The sequence below is a fragment of the Duganella sp. GW821-FHT01E12 genome (assembly GCF_059422325.1).
Genome location: NZ_JBWKWR010000005.1, coordinates 144,557 through 169,103 on the forward strand (window position 1 = coordinate 144,557; position 24,547 = coordinate 169,103).

The window sequence follows — 24,547 nt, forward strand, 5'->3', positions numbered from 1 at the left end:
GCCCGCCCTCCAGGCGCTCAGCTCACCAAATGGTCAATCAAGGCGCGCACTTTTTTCGGCAAGTGGCGCGTCGGCGGATAGACCGCGTAGATCATCCGCTCGGCGTAGGCGCCGCTCAGCGTCCAGTCGGCGAACAGGCGCACCAGCGCGCCCGAGGCCACGCCCGGGGCGGCGATAAAGTCCGGCACGATGCCGATGCCAACCCCGCCTTCCACCACGGCGAGCCGCGCCATGCTGCTGTTGACCTTGAGCGGGCCGTCGATCTCCACCACCAGCTCCTCGCCAGCGCGGCGCATGCCCAGCTGGCCGCGCAGTGCGCCGAATCCCAGGTGGATGCAGCGGTGGGCCGCCAGCTGCTGCGGCCGATCCGGCGTGCCGTGCTGGCGCAGATAGGCCGGCGTGGCGACGATCACATACGCCATGGCGCGCAGCGGCCGCGCCACCATGCCCGGCGCCAGCGTCCCCGGCACCGCCACGCGGATCGCCAGGTCCATCCCCTCCTCCACCAGATCCACCAGCCGGTCGCTCAATTCGATTTCGATTTTCACGTCCGGCCACTGGATCAAGAACGAGGACAATTGGCGCGCCAGCCAGATGTCGCCGTACACCATCGGCGCGGTGATGCGCAGGGTGCCGGTGGGATGGCTGGCGTAGCGCCCGGCCTGGGCTTCGATATCGCGTGCCGCGTTGACGATGCGGGCGCAATCGGCGTACACCTCGGCGCCCGGCTCGGTCAGCGACAGCGAGCGCGTGGTGCGGTTGAGCAGACGCACGCCCAGATGCGCCTCCAGCCGGCCGACGCAACGGCTGACCGCCGACGCGGTCATGCCCAGCTGCCGCCCGGCCGCCGCGAAGCCGCTGTGGTCGACGACTTTGGCAAACACCACCATTTCAGGAAGCAGTTTCACGGTCGATTGATGAATATTGGGAAGTAGTGCATGTCCATGGACGCCGATTGTTACCCGGCGCGAATGATTCTAACATTAACTTACTGACATCTCACAAGGATCACACCATGGTCACGATCTACCTCCGCTACGTCATCGATCCCTACAAGCTGGCCGAGTTCGAGCACTACGGCAAGCTGTGGATTCCCCTGGTCAATCGCATGGGCGGCCAGCACCACGGCTACTTCATGCCGTCCGAAGGCGCGAACAATATCGCGCTGGCCCTGTTCAGCTTCCCGACGCTGGCCGCGTATGAACAATACCGCAGCGCCAGCCAGAGCGATGCCGAGTGCCAGGCGGCCTTCCGCTACGCCGACGACACCCGCTGCATCGTCAGCTACGAGCGCAGTTTTTTCAGGCCGGTATTGGAGGGATCGTCACCGGAGAACGCGCCATGAAATGGATAGCCTTAATCCGCAAGATACTCAGGCTGACGCAGGCAACGCCGGCCAGCCCGCACCAGCCCGGCACCCGCCCCAGGCTGGTCAACTTGCGCTAACGCGCTGCGGCCTTCCCCAATTCACATAAAACTAGTTACACTAAGTTTTCCACATGGAATTCTTCGAGAAAGGGGGGAGGAATGTACGTAAAGAAATCAGCACCTTCAACGTCGGCGTTCGTTAATAGCGCCGTGCTGGCCCTGGGCCTGTTCTGTTCCGGTCTGGCCGCGGCGGACGAGCATGCCCCGGTCGCGGCCCCGAAGATCTCGGTGGGCGATAGCTGGACCTACCAGCTCACCGATCTCTGGAAGAATGAGCCCGGCGATCTGAACCGCACGGAAGTCACCGTTGTCAACGAAAGCGATATCCTGGCCGACATCAAGCACGCGGCCACCGGAGCGCTGGTTGCTCAAACGCGCTTCACCCGGGAAATGAATCCGTTCGACCTCGGCAAGACGCACCTCGATCAAGCCTTGGTCCGCTACGCTTTTCCACTCGAAGTGGGGAAGGAATGGAAAAGCACCGCCAGCGGGGACAATGCAGCGGCCGGCAAGCGCTGGCGTTACCAGTTCGAGGGCAAGGTCGTGGGCTGGGAAAAGGTCAAAGTGCCAGCCGGCGAATTCGATGCGTTGAAGATCGCTTTGGTGGGGTATTTCCAGGGAGAGCAAGTAAGCCGTCGTGGCGGTAGCGGGCAGTTGAACGAAACCGTGTGGTATGCGCCGGCCGTCAACAACTACGTCAAGCTGGAGTACAACGACACGAACTTGCAAGGCCATCCCCACAACCGGCACCTTTGGGAACTGACGGACTACGCCAGAAAATAAGGCCCAGCCGCCATTGAAATGAAATGGAGCGCCCTCCCCGTTATGACGCGGGCGCCTTCCAATACCGGTCGATCCACTCCCCGTGCGTCGGCATCGACGCGACCGCGTGCGCCAGCGTCGCGCGCATGTCCTCGACGTAGCCGGCCAGCTTGTCCTCCGGCATATCGTCGACGATCGGGTGGTAACCTCGTGGCATGATGCGCTGGCCCAGCATCACCTGCACCCAGCTCGGCAGCGCGAAGAAATCCTCGCCGTTGCGGAAGTAGCGCCCGTCGCTGCGGAACAATTCCAGCGCCTCGCGCAGACTGTCCGGAATCGACATGGTGCGGCAGTAATCCCAGAACGGCGTATCGTCGCGCTCGGTCGCGTGGTAGTGCAGGATCAGGAAATCGCGCACCCGCTCGTATTCGAACGCGGACTCGCGGTTGAACCGCTCCGCCAGCAAGGGATTGAAATCAGCGCCGGGGAACAGCGCCAGCAAGCGGCTGATGCCCGACTGGACCAGATAGATGCTGGTCGACTCCAGCGGCTCCAGAAAGCCGCTGGCCAATCCCAGCGCCACCACGTTCTTGTTCCAGAATTTCTTGCGCATGCCGGGTGTGAAGCGCAGCTGACGCGGGTCGGCCAGCGGCTTGCCGTCGAGGTTGGCCAGCAGCATGGCGGCGGCCTCGTCGTCGCCGATGTGGCGGCTCGAATACACGTAGCCGTTGCCGGTGCGGTGCTGCAGCGGAATGCGCCACTGCCAGCCCGCCGCACGCGCGGTGGCGCGCGTGTACGGCGTGAGCGGTTCGACGCGTTCGCACGGCACGGCCAGCGCGCTGTCGCACGGCAGCCAGTGCGACCAGTCCACATAGCCGGTCTTGAGCGCCTGCTCGATCAGCAGCCCGCGGAAGCCCGAGCAATCGATGAACAATTCGCCTTCGATCGCCTGGCCGCTTTCCAGCGTCACCGATTCGACATGGCCGTCCTCTGCGCGCAGCTTGACGCCGGCGATCTTGCCCTCGGTGCGCACCACGCCCCGGCTTTCCGACAGCTCGCGCAGGAAGCGCGCGTACAGGCCGGCGTCGAAGTGGTAGGCGTAGGCGATGTCGGCCAGCGGCGAGCCGGCCGCCGCGTTGCCGTCGCCGCGCGCGAACCTGCCCTGCGGCGCCATCACGGTCTGCGGCGAATACTCGCCGATCGGCGCGGCACGCCCGGACTGGAACAGCTTGAGCCAGAACTGGTGGAACGGCAGCGGCCCCAGCGAACGGCCGATGACGCCGAAGCCGTGGATGTAGCTGTCGCCGATGCGCGACCAGTCCTGGAACTGGATGCCGAGCTTGACCGTGCCCTGCGTGCGCTTGACGAACTCGGCCTCGTCGATGCCCAGCATCTGCGCGTTGAACATGCGGATGTGCGGCACGCTGGCCTCGCCCACGCCGACGATGCCGATTTCTTCGGACTCGATCAGGCGCACCGAGGCCTGCTTGCCGAGATAGGTGGCCAGGGCCGCGGCCGCCATCCAGCCGGCGCTGCCGCCGCCGACCACGACCACGCGCTTGATACGGTTGTTTGGGTTGGAATTCATCGATCGCTTCCTCATGCAAAAAAGTCGGCAGGCGCCAGAACTGGCGACGGCCGACGTGAGGCTCTCCCCCGCGCCGGCGGGCGCGAAGGAGCGGGGAGTACATCAGAACTTGTAGTTCGCGCCGAAGTACGCGATGCGGCCGGTGTAACCGTTGGAGTAGAAACGGTCCTTGGTGTCGCTGCCCAGGTGCGAGCTGGCCTCTTGCCTGGTCAGGTTCAGCACCGAAGCGGTCAGGCTCAGCTGCTTGGTCAGGTTGTACGCCACGTTGACGTCGACCTGGCTGTACGGATCCTGGTAAACGTTCAAGCCGTTGACCAGGCCGCCCACCACTTCGCCGCGGCGGTTGTACGAGGCGCGCAGCAGGTACTGGTCGGTCTCGTAGAACACGGTGACGTTGGCCTGGTTCTTCGCGCTGCCGACCAGCTGCGACTTGCCGATCTCCGTGCCGTCGCCAAGCGTGATGGCGGCCTGGTTGGTCTTGTTGTACGTGTAGTTGACCTGGAAGCCGAGGCCGGAAGCGAGCGTGTGCTGGGCGTACATCTCGATACCCTGCGACACGCCGTTGCGGCCGCCGGCGGAGGTCGAGTAGTTCTGCACGGTCACGCTCTTGCCGCCGATGTCCATGGTCACGTCGCGCACCACCGGCACCGCGAAGTTGCTGACGTTCTTGCGGAACAGGTCGGCGCCGAGCACCGCGCCGCGCTGGTAGTACCACTCCAGGCCGACGTCGAACTGGTTGGCCTTGTACGGCTCCAGTTGCTTGTTGCTGCCCTCGCCGAACCAGCCCTGCTTGTCGCCGCCGCCGATCAGCCGGCGGTCGTTGACGTATTCCTGGCTGTAGTACTGCAGGCCGCCCGGCGAAGCGATGTCGCTGTAGCTCGGCCGCGACACCACCTTCGAAGCCGCCACGCGCAGCAGCAGGTCCGGACGCAGGTCGTAGGCCAGGTTCAGGCTCGGCAGCACGTCGGTGTAGCTGCGGTCGAGCGAGCTGACCACGAACGACGAGGTGCGCGCGGTGCTGTCCGGCAGCCGGGTGAAGCCGCTGGTGCAGCCGGAGCCGGCGGGCGCGCCGGCCGCCGGCAGGCCGCCCGCCTGGCAAGGCGCCGGAGCGCCGTTGGGGCCGTTGAAGAAGTAGTCGTTGTAGTTGTCGACGCGGTCGGTCGAGTCGGCGTGCTGGCGGGTGCGCACCACGCGCAGGCCGACGTTGCCGCGCAGGCGGTCGGTCTTGATGTTGGCCTGCAGGTAGCTCGACGCGATCTTCTCGTTGACGTTGTAGACGAAGTTGTCCTCGTTGCGGGTCTGCATCGCGCCGTAGGTCTGGTTCAGGTAGGCGATGTAGGCCGGGTAGTTAATCGCCGGGAAGGCGCTGGCGCTGATGCCGCCCGCCAGGTTGCCCAGCGATTCGCTGTACAGGAACTGCGGCTGGAACTTGTTGGCGGTGGCGTCGCAGCCGGCCTGGTAGCGCTTGTCGTAGTCGGCCGGATTGGCGCCCTTGCACACCCAGTAGTTGTTGCCGGTGCTGCGGCTGGTGCCGCCGTCGCGGTACTTGCCGCCGAACTGCAGCGAGTCCAGCCACTTGCTGTCGCTGTGCCAGGTGAAGTCGCCCTGGGCGTACTTCTGCTGGGTGCTGTTGCGGGTCCACGAGGACGAGGTCGAACCGAGGTCGATCTCGCCTATGCCCTTCTGCAGATTGGCCATCAGCTCCGGCGAGAACGTCATGGTGGGCTTGCCGGCCGTGCTCCAGGCGCTGGCGTAGTTGCCCAGGGTCCAGCTGCCGTCGGCGTTCTGCAGGCGCGGCTTGATCGGCATGCCGAATTGCAGCTCGGGGCCGCCGCCGGCCCAGGTGCGGCCGGCCTTGAAGCTGGCGTCCAGCGACTCGCCGTGCCATTCGGCTTCGATGTCGGCGGTCTGCGACAGCGCCTTCTCGCGGTTGTAGCTGCCGGTGATCTGCGGCGTCGGAATGGTGCAGTCGTCCGGGCCGAAGCCGCCGGTGTTGGCCAGGCCGCCGGCCTTGGCCTGGTCGCCGCTGCAATAGTAGGTCTTGCCTGGGTGCGCGCTGTACTTCGCGCCGGTGACGATGGTGCCGCTGCGGTCGAAGGTCAGGCCGTCGAGCATGCGCCCGCCCGGCCAGTTGCCGTCGCCGTCGTAGCGCGCCAGGTTCCATTCCGGGATCTTCAGCGTGTTGGTCTGCGAGTTCTGCGACAGGTCGAAGCGGAAGTAGTTGCCGGTCAGGGTCAGGTTGCGGATCGGCTTAGCTTGCAGCGTCAGCTGGCCGCCCTTGCGCTCGCGGTCCTCGGTCTTGACGTCGAAGTTGACCGAGGTCGGCATCATGAAGTTGGTGTAGTACTTGCCGGCCTGGTCGTAGAAGCCGGACTGGCCCCACCAGTAGCTGTTCATGTCCGACGGCTTGCCGTTGACGTCGGTCGCCGGATGGGTCTTGTAGTTGTCGCCGTACCACTGCCAGTTTTCGGTGCTGGCGCCCATGGTGCGCGTGGTGCGCTTCTGCTGGGTGTAGCCGACCAGCACGCCGAAACGGTTGCTCTCGTCGTGCCAGGCGTACTGGCCGGAGAACTGGCCGTCGGTTTTCTTGCTGGTGTCGGCCCAGGTGCCTTCGGCGGCGACGAAGCCGCTGCCGGATTTCACCTCCAGCGGACGGCGCGTGTGCAGGATCACCGTGCCGCCGATGCCGCCTTCGTCGATGCGCGCTTCCGGTGTCTTGAACAGCTCGGCGCTGGACAGCATGTTGGCCGGCATCAGCATGTAGTTGAAGGAGCGGGTCGGGTCGCCGTTGGACTCGGCCGTGGCGATGTAGTTGCCGTTCAACTGGGTCAGGGTCAGCTCCGACGACAGGCCGCGGACGCTGACGTTCTTGCCCTCGCCGCCGCTGCGGTCGATGATCACGCCCGGCACGCGCTGCAGCGCGTCGGCCACGTTCTTGTCGGGGAACTTGCCGATGTCCTCGGCGGTGACGACGTCGACGATGGCGTTGGCGTTGCGCTTCTGGTCGAGGCTTTTCTCGATCGCATAGCGGTAGCCGACCACCACGACCGAATCGAGCGGCTTGGCGTCGGCGTTCTTGGCGGCCGCCTTGTCGTCCGGTTTGTCGGCGGTTGCGGTTTGGGCGTGGGCGCTGGCCAGCGCCAGCAGTCCGAGGCTCAACGCCGTGGCGATCGGCGTTTTGCGCCAGCGGTGCTGCCGTGTGGTGTGATGGTTTTTACGTGTCATGTGCTATCTCCAGGTCGTGCCCGATGTTGGGCTTTATTATGTGTCGGTCGCCGGGCGCCATCGCCGATGGAACTGGAATTTCCTAAACGGCTAGATTTACTGCTTGTATGTCGATGGGCATAGCATTCCAACCAGAAAGATTTATACAGAAGAAGCCACGGCCTCTCTACAAACTTTCAAAGTTGGCATGAAGTTTAGTGTTGTTTACGAAACGCGGGTGAGGCGGCCTGGCGCGGCGCGGCCGGGGGTGTGGATGCGATTACTGTTGTATTTAAGTCATTTTTTCAAAACCGCAGCGCAGAACAGCGTCCCAAAACATGATTTCAATATAGTATCTTGCGTTGCTGAACAAAATTGCAAGTTCCTAGCCGTTTGGGGGCGCCAGAAACCAATCGCTGTAGTTATATCCAATGACAAAATTCCACAGCCATTACGAAAGTCTCAACGTCACGCGCGACGCTCCCCCCGAGGTGATCCGCGCAGCCTATCGTTCGCTATCGCAAAAACATCACCCGGATAAAAACCGCGGGGACGACGAAGCCGCGCGGCTGATGGCGCGCCTGAACGCCGCCTACAGCGTGTTGTCCGATGCGGAGCAGAGGGAACTGTACGATTTGCAGATCCAGAGCGAGCAGCAGCGCATCCGCGAGCCGTTCTACGGTTTTCAAACCTCGGTCGACGACGGCAACTCCACCGTTCCCTACACGCCCTTTACGGCCGACAAGGCGGGGCGCGCCCGGCATCCGGCCGCGGAAACGCCGGAGGGGAAAGCCGGGAAGAAACCGGAATCCCTGTTCCAGCATCTGGGCAACTACGCGAAAGGCCGCGAAGTGCGCATCGCCGCCGCGGCGTTCGCTCTCTTTTCCGCTGCGATATTGGCGGTCCTCTGGTTTATCTGGAAGGACAATCAATCGATGCTGCGCCTTGAACAGGCGGCCGTGTACGCTCCCGGCATGGCTGACGCCACGCCAGAAGAGCCGGCCAAAGCCAAGCCTTCAGGCGTCGGCGTGATCCAGATTTCGGGACCGTCGGGCCTGGATGCCAGCACCACGGAGCTGTCCAAGCCCGCCGCCGCGCCGAAGGCGCCGGCCGCGCCCAGCGCGGCCGCCAAGCTCTCGGATTACGAGCGCCTGACCGCCATGTTGAAGAATATGGGACTGGGCCTGCACAAGCTCGACCTGCCCGGGACCGCCCCGAACGCCAAGCAAGCGCCCGCGCCCGCGAAGGCGGCCGAGCCGGCGAAAGCGAGTGCCGCGCAGCCTCCGGTGCAAGCCGCCAGGACCGGCGCAGCGCCCGAGGCCAGCCGTGCGCGCGAGGAGAACGAGCGGCCGGCGGCCCCCGAACCCGCGCGCAGCGAAACGAAATCCGTGGCCGAAGCGAGCCGGGCAAGCGCGCCGGCCGTCGCCAGCGCGACCGCGGCTGCGGCCAGCGCCAGCCGCGCGCCGCGCAGCGCCGTGGTGGTGGACGCCCGCGCCTGCCCCACGCCCAAATACCCGCCCAATTCCTACTACAACGGCGAGAGCGGCTCGGTATTGTTGGCGCTGTTGGTGGGCAGCGATGGCAAGGTCATCGAGTCGAAGGTGCAAAAGTCCAGCGGCTTCCCCGAGCTCGACAGGGCCGCGCGCCGGGCGCTGGCGCAGTGCAAGTTTCAAGCGGCAAGCGGTGACGGCCAAGGCGAACCGGTCTGGACGAACTTGACCTATGTGTGGTCCATCGACTGAGCGGATCGCCGCCGCAGCCGGGCCGACAGGCGCTCGGCAAGCAGGTACAAGCCCATGCCGGCCAGCATCGCAACGAAAAAGATGAAGGGTTTCATGCCCCCGCCCGCCAGCGTCGCCAGCGCCGGGCCGGGGCAGTAGCCCGCCAGCCCCCAGCCGACGCCGAACGCCAGGCTGCCCAGCAGCAGGCGCCGGTCGATCTGCCGGGCGCTCGGCCAGCGCATCGCTTCGCCCAGCATCGACCGCTCGCGCCGGCCCGCCAGGCGAAACGCCACCAGGCCCACCGCGATCGCTCCCGCCATGACCAGGCCCAGCGACGGATCCCAGCGCCCCGCCAGATCAAGAAAACCCTGCACTTTTGACGGATTGGTCATGCCCGACAGGATCAGCCCGATCCCGAAGAGCAGGCCCACCAGCAACGCCAGCAAGTTGTGCACGATGCGCCTCCTAAGCCAGAATGTGGCGGACGACAAAGACGGTGGCGAAGCCGGCCAGCATGAACGACAGCGTCGCCGCCAGCGAACGCGGCGACAGCCGCGACAGGCCGCACACGCCATGGCCGCTGGTGCAGCCCGAGGCGTACCGCGTCCCGACGCCGACCAGCAGGCCGGCGGCGATCAAGGTCGGCACGCCGGCGTCGATCCGCACCGGCGGCAGCGCCGCGACCAGGCCGTATGCGACGGGCGCGGCAAGCAGGCCGGCCAGGAAGGCCAGCCGCCACGCGATGTCGCCGCGAGGCCATTCCAGCAAGCCGCCCAGGATGCCGCTGATGCCCGCGATGCGCCCGTTAAACAAGACAAACACGGCGGCCGACAGGCCGATCAGCACCCCGCCCGCCAGCGACGCCCATGGCGTGAAATTGGTCCAATCGATCAGCACTGCACTGCTCCCTTGCTTGCCCGACTCAGGCGGCTGCGGAAAATTCCTCGAAAGCGGCCAGCGCGTTGGCGGAGTACATCGCCGACGGCCCGCCGCCCATGTAGATGGCCATGCCCAGGGTTTCCTCCAGTTCCGCCTTGGTCACGCCCAGCTTGACCAGGGCCTGGACATGGAAGCCGATGCAGGCATCGCAGTGGGCCGCAACGCCCAGGGCCAGCGCGATGAGCTCCTTGGTTTTCTTGTCCAGCGCGCCGTCGCGCGTTGCAGCGCGCGCCAGGTCGCCAAAACCTTTCATCACGTCGGGCAGGTCGGCCCGCAAGGTCGCCAGCTGCTGCGAAATGGCGCCGGTCAGGGCGCGATAGCCCGTGGTATCGATGGTCATGCGGATTCCCCCTTATTTTTTCATCGCACAGGTGCTGATGCCGAACGGCAGATACGCGGGACAGAACCCGAACAGACCGGTCGCCAGCGGAACGAGGCCGAGCCAGCCCCAGGCGCCAATGACGCCGGTCAGCGCTCCAGCTATCAAACCCAGGCCGCATACGATGCGGATGGCGCGATCTATATTTCCTACGTTGGCATTCATGATGTGGCTCCCTGGTCGAATGGTTCGGCAACTGCCCCATCCCTGCTTACGCAGGTTCTGTGCCAAATGAAAATGACAACAGGGATTTATTTAAAACAAGGACTTACGCGGCGGCGGCGTTCTGCCAGTCAGGCGCGTGGCACTGCCACACTGCCATTTGGCAGTCTAAGCCAGCCCTTCTTCCTTGAGGCGGCGATACAGCGTCCGTTCGCTGATGCCCAGATAGGCGGCCAGTTCCTTGCGCGTGCCGCTGAAACCGGGCACCACCTCGGCCAGCGAGGCGCTGGCGGCAGGCGCCGGCCGCATGGCCAGCCGGCCCGCGCCGGCCGGCGCGGCAGGCAGGTGCTCGGCGCGGATCACGCCGTCGTCGGCGAACAGGATCGCCCGCTCCAGAACGTTGCGCAATTCGCGCACATTGCCGGGCCACGGACGCCGCTGCAACAGCGTCAGCGCTTCGCCGTCCACCGTCAGCCGGCGCTTGCCGGCGCTGGCGCGCCGTAAAAAGGAATGCACCAGCAGCGCGATGTCTTCCGCCCGCCCGCGCAAGGGCGGCAAGACGATGGGAAACGCGCTGATGCGGTAGTACAGGTCCTGGCGGAACTCGCCGCGCGCCATCATCTGCTCCAGCGGCTTGTGGGTCGCCGCCACCAGCCGGAACGCCGCATGCTGGGTCTCGACGCTGCCCACGCGCCGGTAGGCCCCCGATTCGATCAGCCGCAACAACTTGACCTGCATGGCGAGCGGCACGTCGCCTATCTCGTCCAGAAACAAGGTGCCGCCCTGGGCCGTATCCACCAGGCCGGGCTTGCGCGACGTGGCGCCGGTGAACGCGCCCTTCTCATGGCCGAACAGTTCGCTTTCGAACAGGGTTTCCGTCAAGCCCGAACAATCGACCACGACAAACGGGCCGGCCGCGCGCGCGCTGGCCTCGTGCACGGCGCGCGCGAACAGTTCCTTGCCGGTGCCGGACTCGCCCAGCAGCAGCACCGGCAGCGTCGACGGCGCCACCCGCCGCAGCTCGGCCAGCGCCTGCCCGAACGCGGGCGAGCAGCCGACCAGGCCTTCGTCGCTGGGACGGGCCGCGGCGCTGCGCACCACCTCGAGCCGCTCGACGTAGGCGCTGATGGCGCCGTCCTCGTCGAAGATGGGACGCAGCTCGACGGCCACATGTTCCGGGCCGCGCGGCGTGTGATGGATGTGCAGCACCCGATCCGGCCCTCTGAGTTCCTGCGCCTTTTTCATCGGACAGTGTTCGCCCGCCTGATCGCAGGGCACGTCGTAATGGTGCGAAATCCGATAGCATTTTTCGCCGATGAAGGAGCGCCCGCCGCTGCCGAATTGGCGCCGGTAGGCGAGGTTCGCGGCGACGATGTTGTAGCCCGGATCGAGCACGATCATCGGCTGAGGTTCGTGCTCCAGAAAGGAAATCAAGGATTGCACCATCGGATGGTGCGCGGCCGGCTTGCGGCCGCTGTCGGGTGGCGTGGGCATGGGCTACGCGGCCGCCCAGCCGGCGCCATGCCGGTCGCCGGCGATCTTGAAGACGCTCACCGCCGCCGCCAGGTCCAGCGCCTGCTGCTGCATGGCTTCGGCCGCCGCGGCGGCCTGCTCCACCAGCGCGGCGTTCTGCTGGGTCACGCTGTCCATCTGGGCGATGGCGACATTGACCTGGTCGATGCCCTCGTTCTGCGTGCCGCTGGCGACCGCGATCTCGCTGATGATGGTGCTCACGCTGCGCACGCTGGCGACCACGTCGTCCATGGTGCTGCCGGCCTGGCCCACCAGCCTGCTGCCGGTCTCGACCTTGGCCACCGAATCGCTGATCAGCTCCTTGATTTCCCTGGCCGCCGCCGCCGAACGCTGGGCCAGGTTGCGCACCTCCGAGGCCACCACCGCGAAGCCGCGTCCCTGCTCGCCGGCGCGCGCCGCCTCCACGGCCGCGTTCAGCGCCAGGATGTTGGTCTGGAAGGCGATGCCGTCGATCACGCCGATGATGTCGACGATCTTCTTGGACGACTCGTTGATCGAGCCCATGGTGTCGATCACCTGCGCCACCGCCTCGCCGCCGCGCACCGCCACCTGCGAGGCGTTGCCGGCCAGGTGGCTGGCCTGGTTGGCGCTCTCGCCGTTCTGCTTGACGGTGGCGGTCAGCTGCCCCATCGACGCAGCGGTCTCGCTCAGCGAACTGGCCTGCTCTTCGGTGCGCGACGACAGGTCGAGGTTGCCGCTGGCGATTTCCTGCGAGGCGTTGGCGATCGCCTCGGTGCCGGCGCGCACCTTGCCGACGATGCCGGCCAGGCTGTCCTGCATGTGCTTGAGCGCGTCCAGCAAGGTGCCGATTTCGTCGCTGCCGGCCACCCGGATCGGCGCGCTGAGGTCGCCGCTGGCGACGGTCTGCGCGACCGCGATGGCGGCGTTGAGCGGACTGGTGATGCTGCGCGCCAGCCAGGCGACGGCCAAGCCGCCGCCCACCAGCGTCACGGCGACCACGCCGAACAGCGTGAACGCCGAGCGGCGCTGGGCCGTTTCGCGTTCCTCCGCCATGCCGGCCAACAAGCGGTGCGACTCGCCCTCGATGTAGACGACGATGTCGTCCATCTTCTTGGTCGGCGCCCGGTCTATGCTGCGCACCGATTCGTCGACCGCGCGCGCGCTGGCGGGCGAGTCGGGCTGGTAGGGCGCCAGCGCCTGCAGGAACTTGCTGCTCATTTCCTGATGCGCCTGGATGGTGTCGTCGACCATGGCGGTGTTGACGCCCACCTTGGCCATCAATTCCTTGGCCTTGCCCAGTTCGGCATCGGTGATGGCGGCGGACTTCTTGAACGCGGCGGTGTACTTCTCCGCTTCCGCGCCCCGTATCAGGATGTTCTTGAAGGCCTGGACCTGGTTCTTGAATTCCACCTGCGCGCTGCGGGTGGTGTCGATGGCGTCGCTGAGGTTGGAGGCGCGCTCCAGCGCGGCGGCGCTGCGGGCGTTGCCGGACGCAATCGCGGTCCAGCCGCCCAGGCCCACCGCCACCAGCGCCAGGAAGACCAATCCACCCAGTATGCCCAGCCGCACCGCGATCCTCAGATTCGCCAGATTCATCGCCAACTCCTTTATGATCGAGCTAGCAATCATGCGCCGCCGCATGGCGATTGCCAAGCCATGCTAGTTGTATGATAGCAACGACTGCCGGCCAAGGGCGATACCTGCGCACGCCAGCGGCGGGCGCCGAGCGACTGCAACAAGCTACTGGCATAATGCGCCGACCAATCAACTCTGGACGATTCATGAGATTCGGCATTTTTACGGTTGCATGCGCCCTTGCCGCGGCTTGGGGCGATGGTGCGGCGGCCTGCGAGCCGATACGGATAGGCTATCTGGACCAGGAAAGGCCGCCCTACTGGCTGGGCACCGGCGTGGACGTGCCGGCCAAGCCGGGCGCCTCGGCCGAGCTGGTGCAACGCTTCGCCGCCAGCGCCGGCTGCGAGGCCAACCTGAAACGCCTGCCGGTCATGCGCATCCGCCCGGCCCTGGCGGCCGGCGAGCTGGACTTCGCGCCCATGGACGCCAACGCCAGCAACACGGCCGGCATCGTCTTCCCGCTCGATAAAAACCACCAGCCCGACATCGCGCGCGCCCTGCCGCTGAACATCGTCGTGTTTGTTCGAGGCGCCGACCAGATACCGCCCACGACCGAACCGGCCAAGTACTTCCGGGACCGGCTGCTGGGCATCACGCTGGGCGCCAGCTACAAGCCGCGCCTGCAGAACCTGGGCCTGAACGTCGACAGCGGCGCGGTCGACATCGCCCGCAACCTGGAGAAGCTGCGGCTCCACCGCATCGACGGCTTCGCGGTCTCGGTCACCTTCCCCGCCGACATGGACGCCTACGTCGCCCGCAAATACAAGGGCGCCGTGGTCAGGCTGCCGCTGCCGATATTCACCGACCACATCTGGCTGGCCGCCAGCGAAGGCTACTATGCAGCGCATCCGGCCCAGGTGGAAAAGATGTGGACCTGGCTGGCCTCGACCGGCATGCGGGAATACGCCGCGCTGCTCAAAGAATATTCGGACCTGCGCCCGCAGGACAAGCTACCCTAGCTTGAGCCGGTTGACGAACCAGCGCCCCGCCGGGCCGGGCGGATGGTCGCGCATGTGGATGGCGTGCATCGAGAAGCCCGGCCCCAGCGGCGCGTGCGCCTCTAGCGCGATGCGCACCAGCCGGCCGGTGCGCAGATCGTCCTCCACCATGTGCAGCGGCATGTAACCCCAGCCCAGCCCAGCGCGCAGGAAGGCGTGCTTGGCGCCCAGGTCGGCCAGGCGCCATGTCTGCGCCGCCACCACGCCGAAGTTGCGGCCCGCCGTCAGCGTCGAGCGGTCGGTCAGCACCAGCTGCACGTGCTGCGCGGCCTGCGCCTGCGGCACCTGGCCCGGCGCCGCCGCCAGCGGATGGCAGGGCGCCACCACGCACACCGCCGTCACGCTGAGCAGAAACTCGGACGCGCAACCGGGCGGTATCTCCGGCAGCGAGCCGATGATCGCCACCCGGCAGTTGCCCTCCACCAGCGGCTGCACCACCGCGCCCAGCGCCTCCACGTACAGCCGCAGCGGCGTGGTCGGGAAGGCCGCCTTGAACGCCCGCACCGCCGTGGTCAGCGTGTCGATCGGGAACATCACATCGACCGCCACCGCCAGTTCCGGCTCCAGCCCCTCGGCCAGCGTGCGCGCCCTGGCCTTGAACGCGTCCATGCCGCCGACCGCGGCGCGCGCCTGCTCCAGCAGCGCCCTACCCGCCTCCGTCAGCTGCGGATAGCGGCCGGTGCGCTCGAACAGCGCCAAGCCCACCTGCTGCTCCAGGTTGGCCAGCGTGGTGCTGACCACCGACTGCGCGCGCCGCAGCTTGCGGCCGGCGGCGGAAAAACTTCCCTCGTCCGCAGCGGCGATGAAGGTGCGCAGCTGGTCCAGCGACATGGCGTCAAGCATGTATCTACTCCTTGGATACTAACCATCCAATTATATAGGCTATTCAGATGGATAGCGCCGACCTAAGATGCTCTCCATGCACTGCAATCAACAAGGAGCAAGCAAATGAAACGCAACATCGCATTCCGCAGCAAAGGCAGCACCCGTGGCCCCATCACGCGCCTGGTCAGCCCCGGCGACGTGGGCCAGCTGATCAAACCGTTCGTGTTCCTCGACCGCTTCCGCATGGAGGCCGGACGCGGCGGCAAGATGGGCATGCATCCGCACTCCGGCATCGCCACCACCACCGTGATCATGGAGGGCGCGATGGCCTACCGCGAAACCACCGGCAGCGAAGGCGTGCTGCACGCCGGCGGCGTCGAGTGGATGAACGCGGGCAATGGCGTCTGGCACGACGGCGGTCCCGCCGAAGGCCAGCCGGCGCACGGCTTCCAGCTGTGGCTGGCGCTGCCGCCGGAAGATGAAAACGGCCCGGCCCACAGCCAGTATCTGGCGGCGGACCAGGTGCAGAGCGCCGGCCCGGCGCGGGTGATCATCGGCCGCTACGGCGACGCCGCCAGCCGCATCCAGCCGCGCGCATCGATCAACTACCTGCACGTGAAACTGCGCGACGGCGAACGCTGGAGCTACCAGCCGCCGGCCGGGCACAACGTGGCCTGGGTGGCGGTGGCAAGCGGCACGCTGCACGCCGGCGAGGCGGCGCTGGGCCGCGAGGTGGCGGTGTTCGAGGAAGGCGAAGGCGCCATCGGCTTCGTCGCCGAGGGCGAGACGGAATTCGTGCTGGGCTCGGCGGTGAAGCATCCGCACGAGCTGGTCACAGGCTACTACTCGGTACACACCAGCGATGCCGCACTGGCGCAGGGCGAAACAGAAATCGAACGCATCGGCACCCAACTGCGTTCGGCAAATTTGATCTAAACACACTCATTGAAAGGAAAGACCATGAACACCACTAACACTTCTGTTATCCCTGCAATCGGCCGCGTGCTGATGGCCACCATCTTCGTCATGAGCGGCATCGGCAAGCTGTTCGCGCCGGCCGCGACGATGGGCTACATCGCCTCGTCCGGCCTGCCGTTCGCCCCGCTGGCCCTGGCGGTCGCCATCGCCGTTGAACTGGGCGGCGGCCTGCTGCTGGCGCTCGGCATCCGCACCCGCCTGGTGGCGGCGGTGCTGGCGGCGTTCTCCATCGTCACCGGCCTGGCCTTCCACCACGCGGTCGGCGACCAGAACCAGATGATCCACCTGCTGAAGAACATCGCGATGGCGGGCGGCCTGCTGCAAGTGGTGGCCTTCGGCGCCGGTGCCTATAGCTTCGACAACCGCCGCGCCGTCACCGGCGGCCGTCAGCCGGCATAAGGTCCCGCACGGCGGACAGGGGCATCGCTTCGGCGGGGCCCTTGTCCGCTTTTTCGCGGTGCGCGGCAAGCGCGGCCTGGTAGACGCGGAAGGCGCGCAGGGCTGGATCTTCCGCTTCCGCCACAGGATTCTTGCTATCGTCAGACACCGCTTTCTCCCATCGATATAAACCGATACAAAATTTAGAGCAGTTTAACCAGTAAATTTTGAACTTGCAACAAGTCCCGGATCAGATTTTCGCGGCTTTCAGCATGCACTTGGAGAGCTTATCGAAATGCAGCAGCGCGGCCTGGGTCAATTCGATTTGCTTGCGGCGGGCATCCTCGGTATCGGACAGCATGATCCAGCCTTTTTCGCGCATCGACGTCAGGCGGGTATGCAAGGTGGCCGGCGCACCCAGCTCCTTCTTGGCCATCATGTCGCGCACCGACAGCCGTTGCCGGTCTTGCCCGGCCTTGGCGATGATGGTCAGGATGCGCTCCTCCAGCGGATCGAGCGCCGGCAGCGACGGCAAGCCCCGCAACGCCTCGGCCAGTTGCAGAAAGCGCAGGTAGATATCGGCAGGTCGTGTGGGAGCGGTCATACGCGTTATAATCGGAAGCAGTTATGTTCTAAATTTTAACACACACTTTATTTTGATCCGCCCCATGGAGAAACACCGCCTGACCGCCTTGGCTATCATCGGCTCGGCGCTGTTTTACTACCTGCTGGCGCGGGCGCAGGATCTGGTGTTTCCCAACACGGAGTTCATGCGCGGCATCGGCTGGATCTACCTGCCGGCCGGCGCCCGCCTGCTGTGCCCACTGCTGCTGGGCCTGCCGGGCACGGTGGGCGTGGTGCTCGGCTCGTGGATCATCTGCCTGTTCTACCTCTACCCCGACGACCTGGTTCGTTCCATCGCCGGCGGCCTCAGTTCCGGCGTGGCGCCCTATCTGGTGTACGTGCTGGCGATACGCGTGTTCGGCATGCAGCCGTCGCTGGGCAACCTGACGTCGCGACGGCTGCTGCTGATGATCCCCGTGTTCGGCGTGGCCAGCCCGCTGATGCATCACCTGTGGTTCTGGCTGCACGGCGACCGCGTCGATCTGGCGCAGGGTTTGGCGGTGATGGCGGTCGGCGATATGGCGGGCGCGCTGGTGGTGATCTATGCGCTCAAGTTCGCGCTCGCCATCTTCATGCCGGCTACTGGCGCGCGCCGGTAAACAGCTTTTGCAGCTCGCCGTATGGCATCGCCTTTTCGATCAGCGGACCTGCGCTGCCGCTGGCCAGGAAGTCCCTGCCCATGTCGGCGGCCACCGCCCACAAGGCCTGCGGAATGCCGGAGCCGGCGCTCAGGCGGCGCACGCCCAGCTTGTGCAGTTCGTCGGCGGACGGCAGACCCGGCCAGTCCATCACGTTGACCGGCAAGCCGGCGCCGGCCACCACCGCCTTGATCTCGTCCACCTTGCAGATGCCCGGCACGAACAGGCTGTCCGCGCCGGCCTCCTTGTAGAGCGCCGCGCGCTTCAGCACCTCGGCCACGCGCTCGCCCTCGGGCGCCAGGCCCCTCAGGTAGACGTCGGTGCGGGTGTTGATGAAGATGTCCCGGCCCGACTGCGCCGCCAGCTTCTTGATGGCGGCGATCTTCGCGGCCAACAGCTGCGGCGTGCCGCCGCCGTCCTCCAGGTTGATGCCGGCCACACCGACGCCGATCAGGCGCAGCACGTTTTGCGCGACCACGTTGGCGTCGTCCGAATAGCCGTTCTCAAAATCCACCGACAGCGGCACCGTCAGCACGCGCGCGATGCTGGCGGCGATGTTGACCGCCACGTCGACCGGCATGTTGTCGCCATCGGCATAGCCGGCGGCCCAGGCCACGCCGGCGCTGGTGGTGGCGATGGCCGGCGCGCCCAGGCTTTCGAACAGTCTTGCGCTGCCCGCGTCCCAGGCGTTGGGCAGGTGTAGCAGCTTGCTTCCATCGTGCAGTTTTTTGAATTCGCTCATGCTGTCTCCATTTTAGAAAAGGCTGGCTTGCGCCGTGGTCAGGCTGGTGAAACTGTCATGCATCGGCAACAGGATCGAATCGGCGATCGGCTGCAACTGCTTGGTCAGATAATGTTCGTAGTCGATATTCGAGCGCGTGGCTTCAGTCGGTTCGGGGCCGCTGGTGGTCATCACGTAGCTGATCCAGCCGCCGTTCTGGTAGCGCAGCGGGCGGCGCTGCGCCTGATTGTACTCGTCCGCCAAACGCGCGGCGCGCACTTGCGGCGGCACGTTGACCTTGTATTCGTCCAGCCGGTGGCGCAGTCGCTTGCGGTACACCAGCAGCTCGTCATAGTCGCCGGACAGCGTCTTGCGCGCATAGTCGCGCACGAACTCCTGATATGGCTCGTCCTTGAAGATGCGCTTGAACAGGCCTTGCTGGAACTGCTGCGCCAACGGCGTCCAGTCGCTGCGCGCCACCTCCAGGCCGCGATAGATGACCTCCTCCTCGCCCCTGGCGTTGATGGTCAGGCCGGCGTAGCGCTTTTTGCTGCCCAGTTCTGTGCCGCGTATGGTGGGCATGAAGAACTTCTGGTAGTGCGTGTCGAACTCGATTTCGAGGTGGCATTCCAGGCCGTGTTTTTTCATCAGCATGGTGCGCCACCATTCGTTGATCCTGGCGGCCAGGCCTTCGCCGATGGCCAGCGCCTCGCCGTTCTCGTATTCCTTTTTGAGCCAGATGAAGATGGAATCGGTGTCGCCGTAGATCACGTCGTAGCCTTCCGCCTCCACCAGTTCGCGGGTCTGCTTCATCATCTGGTGGCCGCGCAGCGTGACCGAGGAGACCAGCCGCGGATTGAAGAAACGGCATTCAGTCGCACCCAGCACGCCGCAGAAGGAATTCATCAGCAGCTTGAGTGCCTGCGACAGCGGCTCGTTCTTCGCGCGCTTGGCGGCGTCGCGCTGCTTCCAGATTTGCGTGGTGATCTCCGGCAGGCAGTGCCGCGTGCGCGAGAACACGGTGCCGTTGACGCCCTCCACCACCGTCGATTGGTCATCGGCGATTTCACCTTCGATCAGGCCGACCGGATCGACCAGGAAGGTGCGGATGATCGACGGATACAGGCTTTTATAATCGAGCACCACGACCGAGTCGTACAGGCCGGGCTTGGACTCCATGACGAAGCCTCCCGGCGAGGCGCCGCCGGAAATGTCGCCGACGCTGGGCGCGACATAGCCTTCGCGGTGCATGCGCGGGAGGTAGTGGTGGCCGAAGGCGGCGATCGACCCGCCCAGGTGATCGGCCTGCAGGCCCGTCACCGTGGCGCGTTCGATCATGAAGGCCAGCAGGTTGGCCTTGTCGAAGATGCGCGTGACCAGTTCGCAGTCCTTCAGGTTGTAATGGGCCAGCGCCGGCTTGTCTTCGCGGAAGCGGCGTTCGATTTCGGCCATCTTGTCGTAGACGTCGCCGATGTCCTTGCCCTCGCCCAGCATGGCCTGCGCCACGTTCTCCAGGCTGAAGGACGGGAAGGTCCACGACGCCGCCTTGAGCGCATCGATGCCGTCGAGGACAATGCGGCCAACCACCGGCGCGAACATGTAGCCCTGCTTGCCCGGATGCTCGCGCCATTCGATGGTCTTGCCCTCGCGGCCCAGCGCCAGCGGGATCTTGTGCTTGTCCGCGTTCTTCTGCAGCACGCGCAGGTCGAACTGCACCACGTTCCAGCCGACCAGCACATCGGGATCGTGGCGCGCGATCCAGGCGTTGAGCTTTTCGATCAGCTGGCGCGGCGTGGCGCAGTATTCAAGGTCGAAGTCGATCTGCTGCGACGAAAGCTGCGGCTCGCCCAGCATGTAGACCTGGCGTTGACCGCAGCCTTCCAGCGCGATCGAATACAAGTCCTCGAAGGCGCTGGTCTCGATATCGAGCGACACCATCTTCAGCGAGGGACGGTACTCGGGCGCGGGCTTGAGCTTGCAGTTGTGGATGACGCCTGCGCCTTCCGCGCACCCACCTTCGAACTGCACGGCGGCGGTGATGAAGCGCTCCATCAGATAGCGCTCGGGCGGGCGGATGTCGGCCTCGAACATCTTGATGCCGTGTTCGCGCAGGGTGCGCTCCAGCGCCGTCAGCTGCTTGTAGCGCGAGGCGTAGACGCCGACGACCGGCTCCTGCTGGAAGGTCTTCAGTTCCAGCTCGCGCAGGTCGATGCCGGCCTTGGCGTCGAGCAGCGCCTCGATGGCCGGGCGCTGCTTCGCCTCGGCGAAAGCCACCGAAGTCTGCGCGGTCAGGCGGATCTTTTTCGGGCCGTCGTCGGTCGCCAGCCAGAACTCGATCTCCGTCCCATTGGCCGCGTCCCGCCAGTGGCGGGTCAGGATAAAGCCATGTTGGGCGGTATGCGTCATGCCAGAATTATACTGTATGCACATACAGCCCGCTAGCCGGGCGCGGATCGCCCTATTTGGCCGCGCGCGGCGCCTTGTAGCGCGCCAGTTCCATCTTGCCGATCTGGCTGCGATGGACCTCGTCCGGGCCGTCGGCCAGCCGCAGCGAGCGCGCGCCAGCGTAGGCCGAGGCCAGGAAAGGATCGGCCATGCCGCCGCCGCCCTGCACCTGGATCGCCCAGTCGATCACCTTGCACGCCATGGTCGGCGCGGCCACCTTGATCATGGCGATCTCCTTGGCCGCCACCTTGTTGCCGACCGTGTCCATCATGTGGGCCGCGTTGAGCACCAGCAGGCGCGCCTGGTCGATCATGATGCGCGACTCGGCGATGCGTTCCAGCGTCACGCCCTGCTCGGCCACCGGCTTGCCGAAGGCGACGCGGCTCAAGCTGCGCTTACACATCTGCTCCAGCGCGCGCTCGGCCAGGCCGATCAAACGCATGCAGTGGTGGATGCGGCCCGGCCCGAGGCGGCCCTGGGCGATCTCGAAGCCGCGGCCCTCGCCCAGCAGCAGGTTGGAGGCCGGCACGCGCACGTTCTCGAACAGGATTTCGGCGTGGCCGTGCGGCGCGTCGTCGAAGCCGAATACCGGCAGGTGGCGCAGCACCGTCACGCCGGGCGTATCGCGCGGCACCAGTATCATCGACTGCTGGATGTGGCGGTTGGGATTATCGGGATCGCTCTTGCCCATGAAGATGAAGACCTTGCAGCGCGGGTCGTTGCCGCCGGAGGACCACCACTTGCGGCCATTGATCACGTACTCGTCGCCGTCGCGCACGATGGAGCTGGCGATGTTGGTGGCATCCGACGAGGCCACCGCCGGCTCGGTCATGGCGAAGCAGGAACGGATGCGGCCATCGAGCAGCGGTTCCAGCCACTCGCGCTGCTGGGCTTCGGTGCCGTAGCGGGTCAGCACCTCCATGTTGCCGGTGTCCGGCGCCGAGCAGTTGAACACCTCCGGCGCCCACACGGTGCGGCCCATGATCTCGCACAGCGGCGCGTATTCCAGGTTGGTCAGGCCGGCGCCGTGCTGCGAATCGGGCAGGAACAAATTCCACAGCCCCGCCTCGCGCGCCTTGAGCTTGAGTTCTTCCATCACCTTGGTCGGTATCCAGGCATCGCCGGCGGCGCGGTTGGCGTCGATCTCGGCGTGGAAGCGCGCTTCGTTCGGATAGATATGCTCTTCCATGAAGGCCGTCAGGCGGGCCTGGAGCTGCTTTACTTTCGGGCTGTAGTCGAAATCCATGATGCGGTCCTTATCGGTAGGTGACGGCGCCGGGTTGCCCCAGCCATTCCAGGTGCGAGTAGTTGTTGAGGTAACTGAGCGTGAACTGGCCGGGACGCTGCAGCAGCTTGGTCACCGCGCAATTGGCCAGGGTCCAGCTCAACTCCATCACCTGGTAGTCCTGCAGGCCAAGCAGGTGCTGCATCAACGTGGCGATCACGCCGCCGGAGGTGAAGACGATGGTGGCCTGCTTGCTGCTGTCGGTGTCGAGCCGCTCCAGCGCGGCCACGCAGCGGCGGCGGAACTCCGGCCACGTTTCGGTGTACTCATCGTCGTGCCAGCCGCTCATCCAGCGCTGCATGGCGGCGCGGAACAGATGCTCCAGCGCGCGCTGCGGCTCCTCGTGCTGCGCCAGCAGCTGCTGGAAGGCGGCGGCGTCGCTGGCCTCCGGGCAGTGGCGCCGCAGCACCTCGTGGTGGTCGAACTCGGCGAAGCCGGCATCGGTGAGCCATTCGGTGTCGGCCAGCTGCGCCTTGGGCAGCTCGGCCAGGCAGGTGTCGGCGGTCTGGCGATGGCGCGCCATGCCGCCCACCACCACGCGGTGGAAGGGCTGGCGGCTGTTGGCATACCACTGCCCCAGCAAGCGCGCCTGCTCGTATCCCAGCGTCGACAGCTGGTCGTAATTGGCGCTGCCGAACGAGGCCTGCCCGTGGCGCACCAGATAAATTTGTCCCATTTGCTCGCGGCTCCAGATCAAAACAGGCACCAGCTTAACGTCCGGCCTATAATTCATCAAATGAATAGTTTTAATTTGGCCGAATAAACCTCATGCATATATCCAAGGTCGATCTCAACCTGTTCATCGTCTTCGAGGCGATTTACGCGGAAGGCAGCATCACGCGCGCGAGCCTGAAGATGAATCTGACGCAGCCGGCCATCAGCCATGCGTTGAACCGGCTGCGCGTGCTGTTCGAAGATCCGCTGTTCGAACGCCAGGGCCACGTGATGGTGCCAACGCCGCTGTCCCGCTCCATCATCGACGGCGTGCGGCAATCACTGCGCGGCTTTGAGGTGACGCTGAACGGCGCCGGGCATTTCGACGCCGCCACCAGCGAGCGCACCTTCTCGCTGGCGCTGCGCGATGTGCTGGAGGCCAGTGTGCTGCCGCCGCTGATGGCGCGCGTGGCGCAGGATGCGCCGACGGTGGGCCTGAACACTCTGCAGGTGGGCCGGCGCGAACTGGAAAGCGAACTGGCGGCAGGCTCTCTGGACGCGGCGATCGACATCCTGCTGCCGCTGTCGAACGACATCCGCCGCACGCTGCTGGCCACCGACAGCACGGTGGTGCTGGTGCGGCGCGACCACCCGCTGGTGAGCGGCGCGCTTGACCTGGATGGGTATCTGAAACTGGAGCACATCCAAACCAGCTCGCGCCGGCGCGGGCCGGGGCTGGAGGATTTTGAACTGAGCCGGATGGGATTGCAGCGGCGCGTGCGGCTGCGCTGCCAGCACTACTTCGCCGCCTGCCGCGCGGTGAGCCAGACCGACCTGGCGCTGACGATGCCCGAACGGCTGGCGCGCGTGGTCAACCAGCAGTTCGGCAACCAGATCCTGCCCTTCCCTTTGCAGATGCCATCGCTGGACATCTACCTGTACTGGCACGCCAACATCGACCACGACCCCGCCGGCGTGTGGCTGCGCGAGCAAATCAAGCAAGCCATGCTGGCGGCGGACTAAGTCATTTGCTCCAGTCTTCGAGGATCAAACCAGAGGGCTGAAAACTGAAGGCGGTGTCGCTGGTGACAAGCGTAGCGCCGACAGCCTTGGCGTGGGCCGCGATCAGCATATCCATCGGCGCCAGAGTGACGCCGGCCGCTTCTCGCAGCACACGTAAATCCGCATATGACGACACAACATCGCTAGTCCACGGCAATACCCTTACAAGCCGTAGAAACTTATCAACGCGCGTCTTTAGGCCGGGGGCACCTCCGCGCTTGGCCACGCCATACCGCAGCTCGGCCTCGGTCATTACTGAAACGGCCACACTGCCGCGTGGAACGTTCCGCAATCGCTGAGTTACCAGAGGATGGTCATCCCGGATTGCATAGCTAGCGATATTGGTATCCAGCATATAGATACTCATACATCCACGCCCGCAAACGGATCGCGCTCCTGCACTCCTTGCTGACGGTCTGCTGCATTCATAAAGTCTGCGGGTACGACTTTCGACGCGTCTTCTGCAAAGAACTCAGCCCAGGACAACGGTGGCTTACTCGATAAGATGACGTCGCCGGATGCGGGGTCGCGATGGACATAAACCTCGCTTCCCTCAAACTGGCAATCACGAGGCAGACGAACCATTTGAAGGTCGCCAGCCATCGACAATTGAACTTTTTCACACAT

The 24,547-nt window shown here is 65.5% G+C and carries 26 protein-coding genes; 8 read left to right on the top strand and 18 right to left on the bottom strand.

Features of this window, described 5'->3' with window-relative positions; all coding sequences use genetic code 11:
- Nucleotides 1–17: 17 nt before the first annotated feature.
- The gene (locus AC07WS_RS16395) at nucleotides 18–908 is read right to left on the bottom strand and encodes a LysR family transcriptional regulator (protein WP_494730113.1); all 891 of its coding nucleotides are present in this window, start codon (nucleotides 906–908) and stop codon (nucleotides 18–20) included.
- Nucleotides 909–1,015: 107 nt separating this feature from the next.
- Here AC07WS_RS16395 and AC07WS_RS16400 point away from each other — a divergent pair, with 107 nt between their 5' ends.
- Both AC07WS_RS16400 and AC07WS_RS16405 read left to right on the top strand, forming a co-directional pair.
- A complete protein-coding gene (locus AC07WS_RS16400; protein WP_494730114.1) occupies nucleotides 1,016–1,345 on the top strand; it encodes an NIPSNAP family protein in 330 nt (109 codons plus the stop codon).
- A 182-nt stretch (nucleotides 1,346–1,527) separates the two neighbouring features.
- A complete protein-coding gene (locus AC07WS_RS16405; RefSeq protein ID WP_494730115.1) occupies nucleotides 1,528–2,211 on the top strand; it encodes a hypothetical protein in 684 nt (227 codons plus the stop codon).
- A 40-nt stretch (nucleotides 2,212–2,251) separates the two neighbouring features.
- Here AC07WS_RS16405 and AC07WS_RS16410 read toward each other — a convergent pair whose 3' ends face one another.
- Together AC07WS_RS16410 and AC07WS_RS16415 are read right to left on the bottom strand one after the other, a co-directional pair.
- Nucleotides 2,252–3,778 carry a tryptophan halogenase family protein gene (locus AC07WS_RS16410; RefSeq protein WP_494730116.1) on the bottom strand — a complete coding sequence of 509 codons (1,527 nt, stop codon included), beginning with the start codon at nucleotides 3,776–3,778 and terminating at the stop codon, nucleotides 2,252–2,254.
- A gap of 102 nt (nucleotides 3,779–3,880) precedes the next feature.
- Entirely contained in the window at nucleotides 3,881–7,003 is a 3,123-nt protein-coding gene (locus AC07WS_RS16415) for a TonB-dependent receptor (RefSeq protein ID WP_494730117.1), read from the bottom strand.
- A gap of 410 nt (nucleotides 7,004–7,413) precedes the next feature.
- On the opposite strand from AC07WS_RS16415, the gene AC07WS_RS16420 reads away from it, so the two are divergent.
- Complete coding sequence (locus AC07WS_RS16420; RefSeq protein WP_494730118.1) at nucleotides 7,414–8,724, top strand: TonB family protein; 1,311 nt, start codon at nucleotides 7,414–7,416, stop codon at nucleotides 8,722–8,724.
- On the opposite strand, the gene AC07WS_RS16425 is transcribed toward AC07WS_RS16420, so the two are convergent.
- From AC07WS_RS16425 to AC07WS_RS16450, 6 genes are all read right to left on the bottom strand, one after another.
- Nucleotides 8,703–9,158: a DUF6691 family protein gene (locus AC07WS_RS16425; RefSeq protein WP_494730119.1), complete on the bottom strand. Its 456-nt coding sequence runs from the start codon at nucleotides 9,156–9,158 to the stop codon at nucleotides 8,703–8,705. The genes AC07WS_RS16420 and AC07WS_RS16425 overlap by 22 nt on opposite strands.
- A 10-nt stretch (nucleotides 9,159–9,168) precedes the next feature.
- Nucleotides 9,169–9,600, bottom strand: coding sequence for a YeeE/YedE family protein (locus AC07WS_RS16430; protein WP_494730120.1), 432 nt, complete (start codon nucleotides 9,598–9,600; stop codon nucleotides 9,169–9,171).
- A gap of 25 nt (nucleotides 9,601–9,625) precedes the next feature.
- The gene (locus tag AC07WS_RS16435; RefSeq protein ID WP_494730121.1) at nucleotides 9,626–9,982 is read right to left on the bottom strand and encodes a carboxymuconolactone decarboxylase family protein; all 357 of its coding nucleotides are present in this window, start codon (nucleotides 9,980–9,982) and stop codon (nucleotides 9,626–9,628) included.
- 12 nt (nucleotides 9,983–9,994) lie between these two features.
- Nucleotides 9,995–10,186 carry a YgaP family membrane protein gene (locus AC07WS_RS16440; RefSeq protein WP_494730122.1) on the bottom strand — a complete coding sequence of 64 codons (192 nt, stop codon included), beginning with the start codon at nucleotides 10,184–10,186 and terminating at the stop codon, nucleotides 9,995–9,997.
- 165 nt (nucleotides 10,187–10,351) lie between these two features.
- The gene (locus AC07WS_RS16445; protein WP_494730123.1) at nucleotides 10,352–11,677 is read right to left on the bottom strand and encodes a sigma-54 interaction domain-containing protein; all 1,326 of its coding nucleotides are present in this window, start codon (nucleotides 11,675–11,677) and stop codon (nucleotides 10,352–10,354) included.
- Nucleotides 11,678–11,680: 3 nt separating this feature from the next.
- Nucleotides 11,681–13,273 (bottom strand): methyl-accepting chemotaxis protein, encoded by a 1,593-nt coding sequence (locus AC07WS_RS16450; protein ID WP_494730124.1) that lies wholly within the window; start codon nucleotides 13,271–13,273, stop codon nucleotides 11,681–11,683.
- 185 nt (nucleotides 13,274–13,458) lie between these two features.
- Between AC07WS_RS16450 and AC07WS_RS16455 the strand changes: the two genes are divergently transcribed.
- Complete coding sequence (locus AC07WS_RS16455) at nucleotides 13,459–14,271, top strand: hypothetical protein (protein WP_494730125.1); 813 nt, start codon at nucleotides 13,459–13,461, stop codon at nucleotides 14,269–14,271.
- Here AC07WS_RS16455 and AC07WS_RS16460 read toward each other — a convergent pair.
- Nucleotides 14,263–15,153 (bottom strand): LysR family transcriptional regulator, encoded by an 891-nt coding sequence (locus AC07WS_RS16460; RefSeq protein ID WP_494730126.1) that lies wholly within the window; start codon nucleotides 15,151–15,153, stop codon nucleotides 14,263–14,265. The two genes, AC07WS_RS16455 and AC07WS_RS16460, sit on opposite strands and share 9 nt — an antisense overlap.
- A 105-nt stretch (nucleotides 15,154–15,258) precedes the next feature.
- On the opposite strand from AC07WS_RS16460, the gene AC07WS_RS16465 reads away from it, so the two are divergent.
- A complete protein-coding gene (locus tag AC07WS_RS16465; RefSeq protein ID WP_494730127.1) occupies nucleotides 15,259–16,071 on the top strand; it encodes a pirin family protein in 813 nt (270 codons plus the stop codon).
- 24 nt (nucleotides 16,072–16,095) lie between these two features.
- Nucleotides 16,096–16,512 carry a DoxX family protein gene (locus AC07WS_RS16470; RefSeq protein ID WP_494730128.1) on the top strand — a complete coding sequence of 139 codons (417 nt, stop codon included), beginning with the start codon at nucleotides 16,096–16,098 and terminating at the stop codon, nucleotides 16,510–16,512.
- On the opposite strand, the gene AC07WS_RS16475 is transcribed toward AC07WS_RS16470, so the two are convergent.
- Both AC07WS_RS16475 and AC07WS_RS16480 read right to left on the bottom strand, forming a co-directional pair.
- Nucleotides 16,487–16,660, bottom strand: a complete 174-nt coding sequence (locus tag AC07WS_RS16475) for a hypothetical protein (protein WP_494730129.1) — start codon at nucleotides 16,658–16,660, stop codon at nucleotides 16,487–16,489. The two genes, AC07WS_RS16470 and AC07WS_RS16475, sit on opposite strands and share 26 nt — an antisense overlap.
- An 81-nt stretch (nucleotides 16,661–16,741) precedes the next feature.
- Nucleotides 16,742–17,095 carry a winged helix-turn-helix domain-containing protein gene (locus tag AC07WS_RS16480; RefSeq protein ID WP_494730130.1) on the bottom strand — a complete coding sequence of 118 codons (354 nt, stop codon included), beginning with the start codon at nucleotides 17,093–17,095 and terminating at the stop codon, nucleotides 16,742–16,744.
- A gap of 64 nt (nucleotides 17,096–17,159) precedes the next feature.
- Here AC07WS_RS16480 and AC07WS_RS16485 point away from each other — a divergent pair, with 64 nt between their 5' ends.
- The gene (locus AC07WS_RS16485; protein ID WP_494730131.1) at nucleotides 17,160–17,714 is read left to right on the top strand and encodes a hypothetical protein; all 555 of its coding nucleotides are present in this window, start codon (nucleotides 17,160–17,162) and stop codon (nucleotides 17,712–17,714) included.
- Here AC07WS_RS16485 and AC07WS_RS16490 read toward each other — a convergent pair.
- The 4 genes from AC07WS_RS16490 to AC07WS_RS16505 are packed head-to-tail and all read right to left on the bottom strand — an operon-like array spanning nucleotide 17,695 to nucleotide 22,880.
- Nucleotides 17,695–18,495, bottom strand: coding sequence for an isocitrate lyase/PEP mutase family protein (locus AC07WS_RS16490; RefSeq protein WP_494730132.1), 801 nt, complete (start codon nucleotides 18,493–18,495; stop codon nucleotides 17,695–17,697). The genes AC07WS_RS16485 and AC07WS_RS16490 overlap by 20 nt on opposite strands.
- 12 nt (nucleotides 18,496–18,507) lie before the next feature.
- Nucleotides 18,508–20,880: a DNA polymerase II gene (locus AC07WS_RS16495; RefSeq protein ID WP_494730133.1), complete on the bottom strand. Its 2,373-nt coding sequence runs from the start codon at nucleotides 20,878–20,880 to the stop codon at nucleotides 18,508–18,510.
- Nucleotides 20,881–20,932: 52 nt separating this feature from the next.
- Nucleotides 20,933–22,165 (bottom strand): acyl-CoA dehydrogenase family protein, encoded by a 1,233-nt coding sequence (locus AC07WS_RS16500; RefSeq protein ID WP_494730134.1) that lies wholly within the window; start codon nucleotides 22,163–22,165, stop codon nucleotides 20,933–20,935.
- A gap of 10 nt (nucleotides 22,166–22,175) precedes the next feature.
- Nucleotides 22,176–22,880 (bottom strand): histidine phosphatase family protein, encoded by a 705-nt coding sequence (locus AC07WS_RS16505; RefSeq protein WP_494730135.1) that lies wholly within the window; start codon nucleotides 22,878–22,880, stop codon nucleotides 22,176–22,178.
- A gap of 92 nt (nucleotides 22,881–22,972) precedes the next feature.
- Here AC07WS_RS16505 and AC07WS_RS16510 point away from each other — a divergent pair, with 92 nt between their 5' ends.
- Entirely contained in the window at nucleotides 22,973–23,881 is a 909-nt protein-coding gene (locus tag AC07WS_RS16510) for a LysR family transcriptional regulator (RefSeq protein WP_494730136.1), read from the top strand.
- Between the two features lies 1 nt (nucleotide 23,882).
- Here AC07WS_RS16510 and AC07WS_RS16515 read toward each other — a convergent pair whose 3' ends face one another.
- Both AC07WS_RS16515 and AC07WS_RS16520 read right to left on the bottom strand, forming a co-directional pair.
- Nucleotides 23,883–24,287, bottom strand: a complete 405-nt coding sequence (locus tag AC07WS_RS16515) for a type II toxin-antitoxin system VapC family toxin (protein ID WP_494730137.1) — start codon at nucleotides 24,285–24,287, stop codon at nucleotides 23,883–23,885.
- Nucleotides 24,284–24,547, bottom strand: coding sequence for an antitoxin (locus tag AC07WS_RS16520; protein WP_117013127.1), 264 nt, complete (start codon nucleotides 24,545–24,547; stop codon nucleotides 24,284–24,286). The genes AC07WS_RS16515 and AC07WS_RS16520 overlap by 4 nt, the downstream gene beginning before the upstream one ends.

Bases quoted from the DNA above. Each gene is read 5' to 3' on its own strand.
- AC07WS_RS16410 (WP_494730116.1), bottom strand. From the start codon at position 3,778: ATGAATTCCAACCCAAACAACCGTATCAAGCGCGTGGTCGTGGTCGGC.
- AC07WS_RS16455 (WP_494730125.1), top strand. From the start codon at position 13,459: ATGAGATTCGGCATTTTTACGGTTGCATGCGCCCTTGCCGCGGCTTGG.
- AC07WS_RS16415 (WP_494730117.1), bottom strand. From the start codon at position 7,003: ATGACACGTAAAAACCATCACACCACACGGCAGCACCGCTGGCGCAAA.
- AC07WS_RS16515 (WP_494730137.1), bottom strand. From the start codon at position 24,287: ATGAGTATCTATATGCTGGATACCAATATCGCTAGCTATGCAATCCGG.
- AC07WS_RS16405 (WP_494730115.1), top strand. From the start codon at position 1,528: ATGTACGTAAAGAAATCAGCACCTTCAACGTCGGCGTTCGTTAATAGC.
- AC07WS_RS16450 (WP_494730124.1), bottom strand. From the start codon at position 13,273: ATGAATCTGGCGAATCTGAGGATCGCGGTGCGGCTGGGCATACTGGGT.
- AC07WS_RS16420 (WP_494730118.1), top strand. From the start codon at position 7,414: ATGACAAAATTCCACAGCCATTACGAAAGTCTCAACGTCACGCGCGAC.
- AC07WS_RS16485 (WP_494730131.1), top strand. From the start codon at position 17,160: ATGGAGAAACACCGCCTGACCGCCTTGGCTATCATCGGCTCGGCGCTG.
- AC07WS_RS16505 (WP_494730135.1), bottom strand. From the start codon at position 22,880: ATGGGACAAATTTATCTGGTGCGCCACGGGCAGGCCTCGTTCGGCAGC.
- AC07WS_RS16480 (WP_494730130.1), bottom strand. From the start codon at position 17,095: ATGACCGCTCCCACACGACCTGCCGATATCTACCTGCGCTTTCTGCAA.
- AC07WS_RS16400 (WP_494730114.1), top strand. From the start codon at position 1,016: ATGGTCACGATCTACCTCCGCTACGTCATCGATCCCTACAAGCTGGCC.
- AC07WS_RS16470 (WP_494730128.1), top strand. From the start codon at position 16,096: ATGAACACCACTAACACTTCTGTTATCCCTGCAATCGGCCGCGTGCTG.
- AC07WS_RS16435 (WP_494730121.1), bottom strand. From the start codon at position 9,982: ATGACCATCGATACCACGGGCTATCGCGCCCTGACCGGCGCCATTTCG.
- AC07WS_RS16495 (WP_494730133.1), bottom strand. From the start codon at position 20,880: ATGACGCATACCGCCCAACATGGCTTTATCCTGACCCGCCACTGGCGG.
- AC07WS_RS16445 (WP_494730123.1), bottom strand. From the start codon at position 11,677: ATGCCCACGCCACCCGACAGCGGCCGCAAGCCGGCCGCGCACCATCCG.
- AC07WS_RS16465 (WP_494730127.1), top strand. From the start codon at position 15,259: ATGAAACGCAACATCGCATTCCGCAGCAAAGGCAGCACCCGTGGCCCC.
- AC07WS_RS16500 (WP_494730134.1), bottom strand. From the start codon at position 22,165: ATGGATTTCGACTACAGCCCGAAAGTAAAGCAGCTCCAGGCCCGCCTG.
- AC07WS_RS16490 (WP_494730132.1), bottom strand. From the start codon at position 18,495: ATGAGCGAATTCAAAAAACTGCACGATGGAAGCAAGCTGCTACACCTG.
- AC07WS_RS16440 (WP_494730122.1), bottom strand. From the start codon at position 10,186: ATGAATGCCAACGTAGGAAATATAGATCGCGCCATCCGCATCGTATGC.
- AC07WS_RS16510 (WP_494730136.1), top strand. From the start codon at position 22,973: ATGCATATATCCAAGGTCGATCTCAACCTGTTCATCGTCTTCGAGGCG.
- AC07WS_RS16520 (WP_117013127.1), bottom strand. From the start codon at position 24,547: ATGTGTGAAAAAGTTCAATTGTCGATGGCTGGCGACCTTCAAATGGTT.
- AC07WS_RS16460 (WP_494730126.1), bottom strand. From the start codon at position 15,153: ATGCTTGACGCCATGTCGCTGGACCAGCTGCGCACCTTCATCGCCGCT.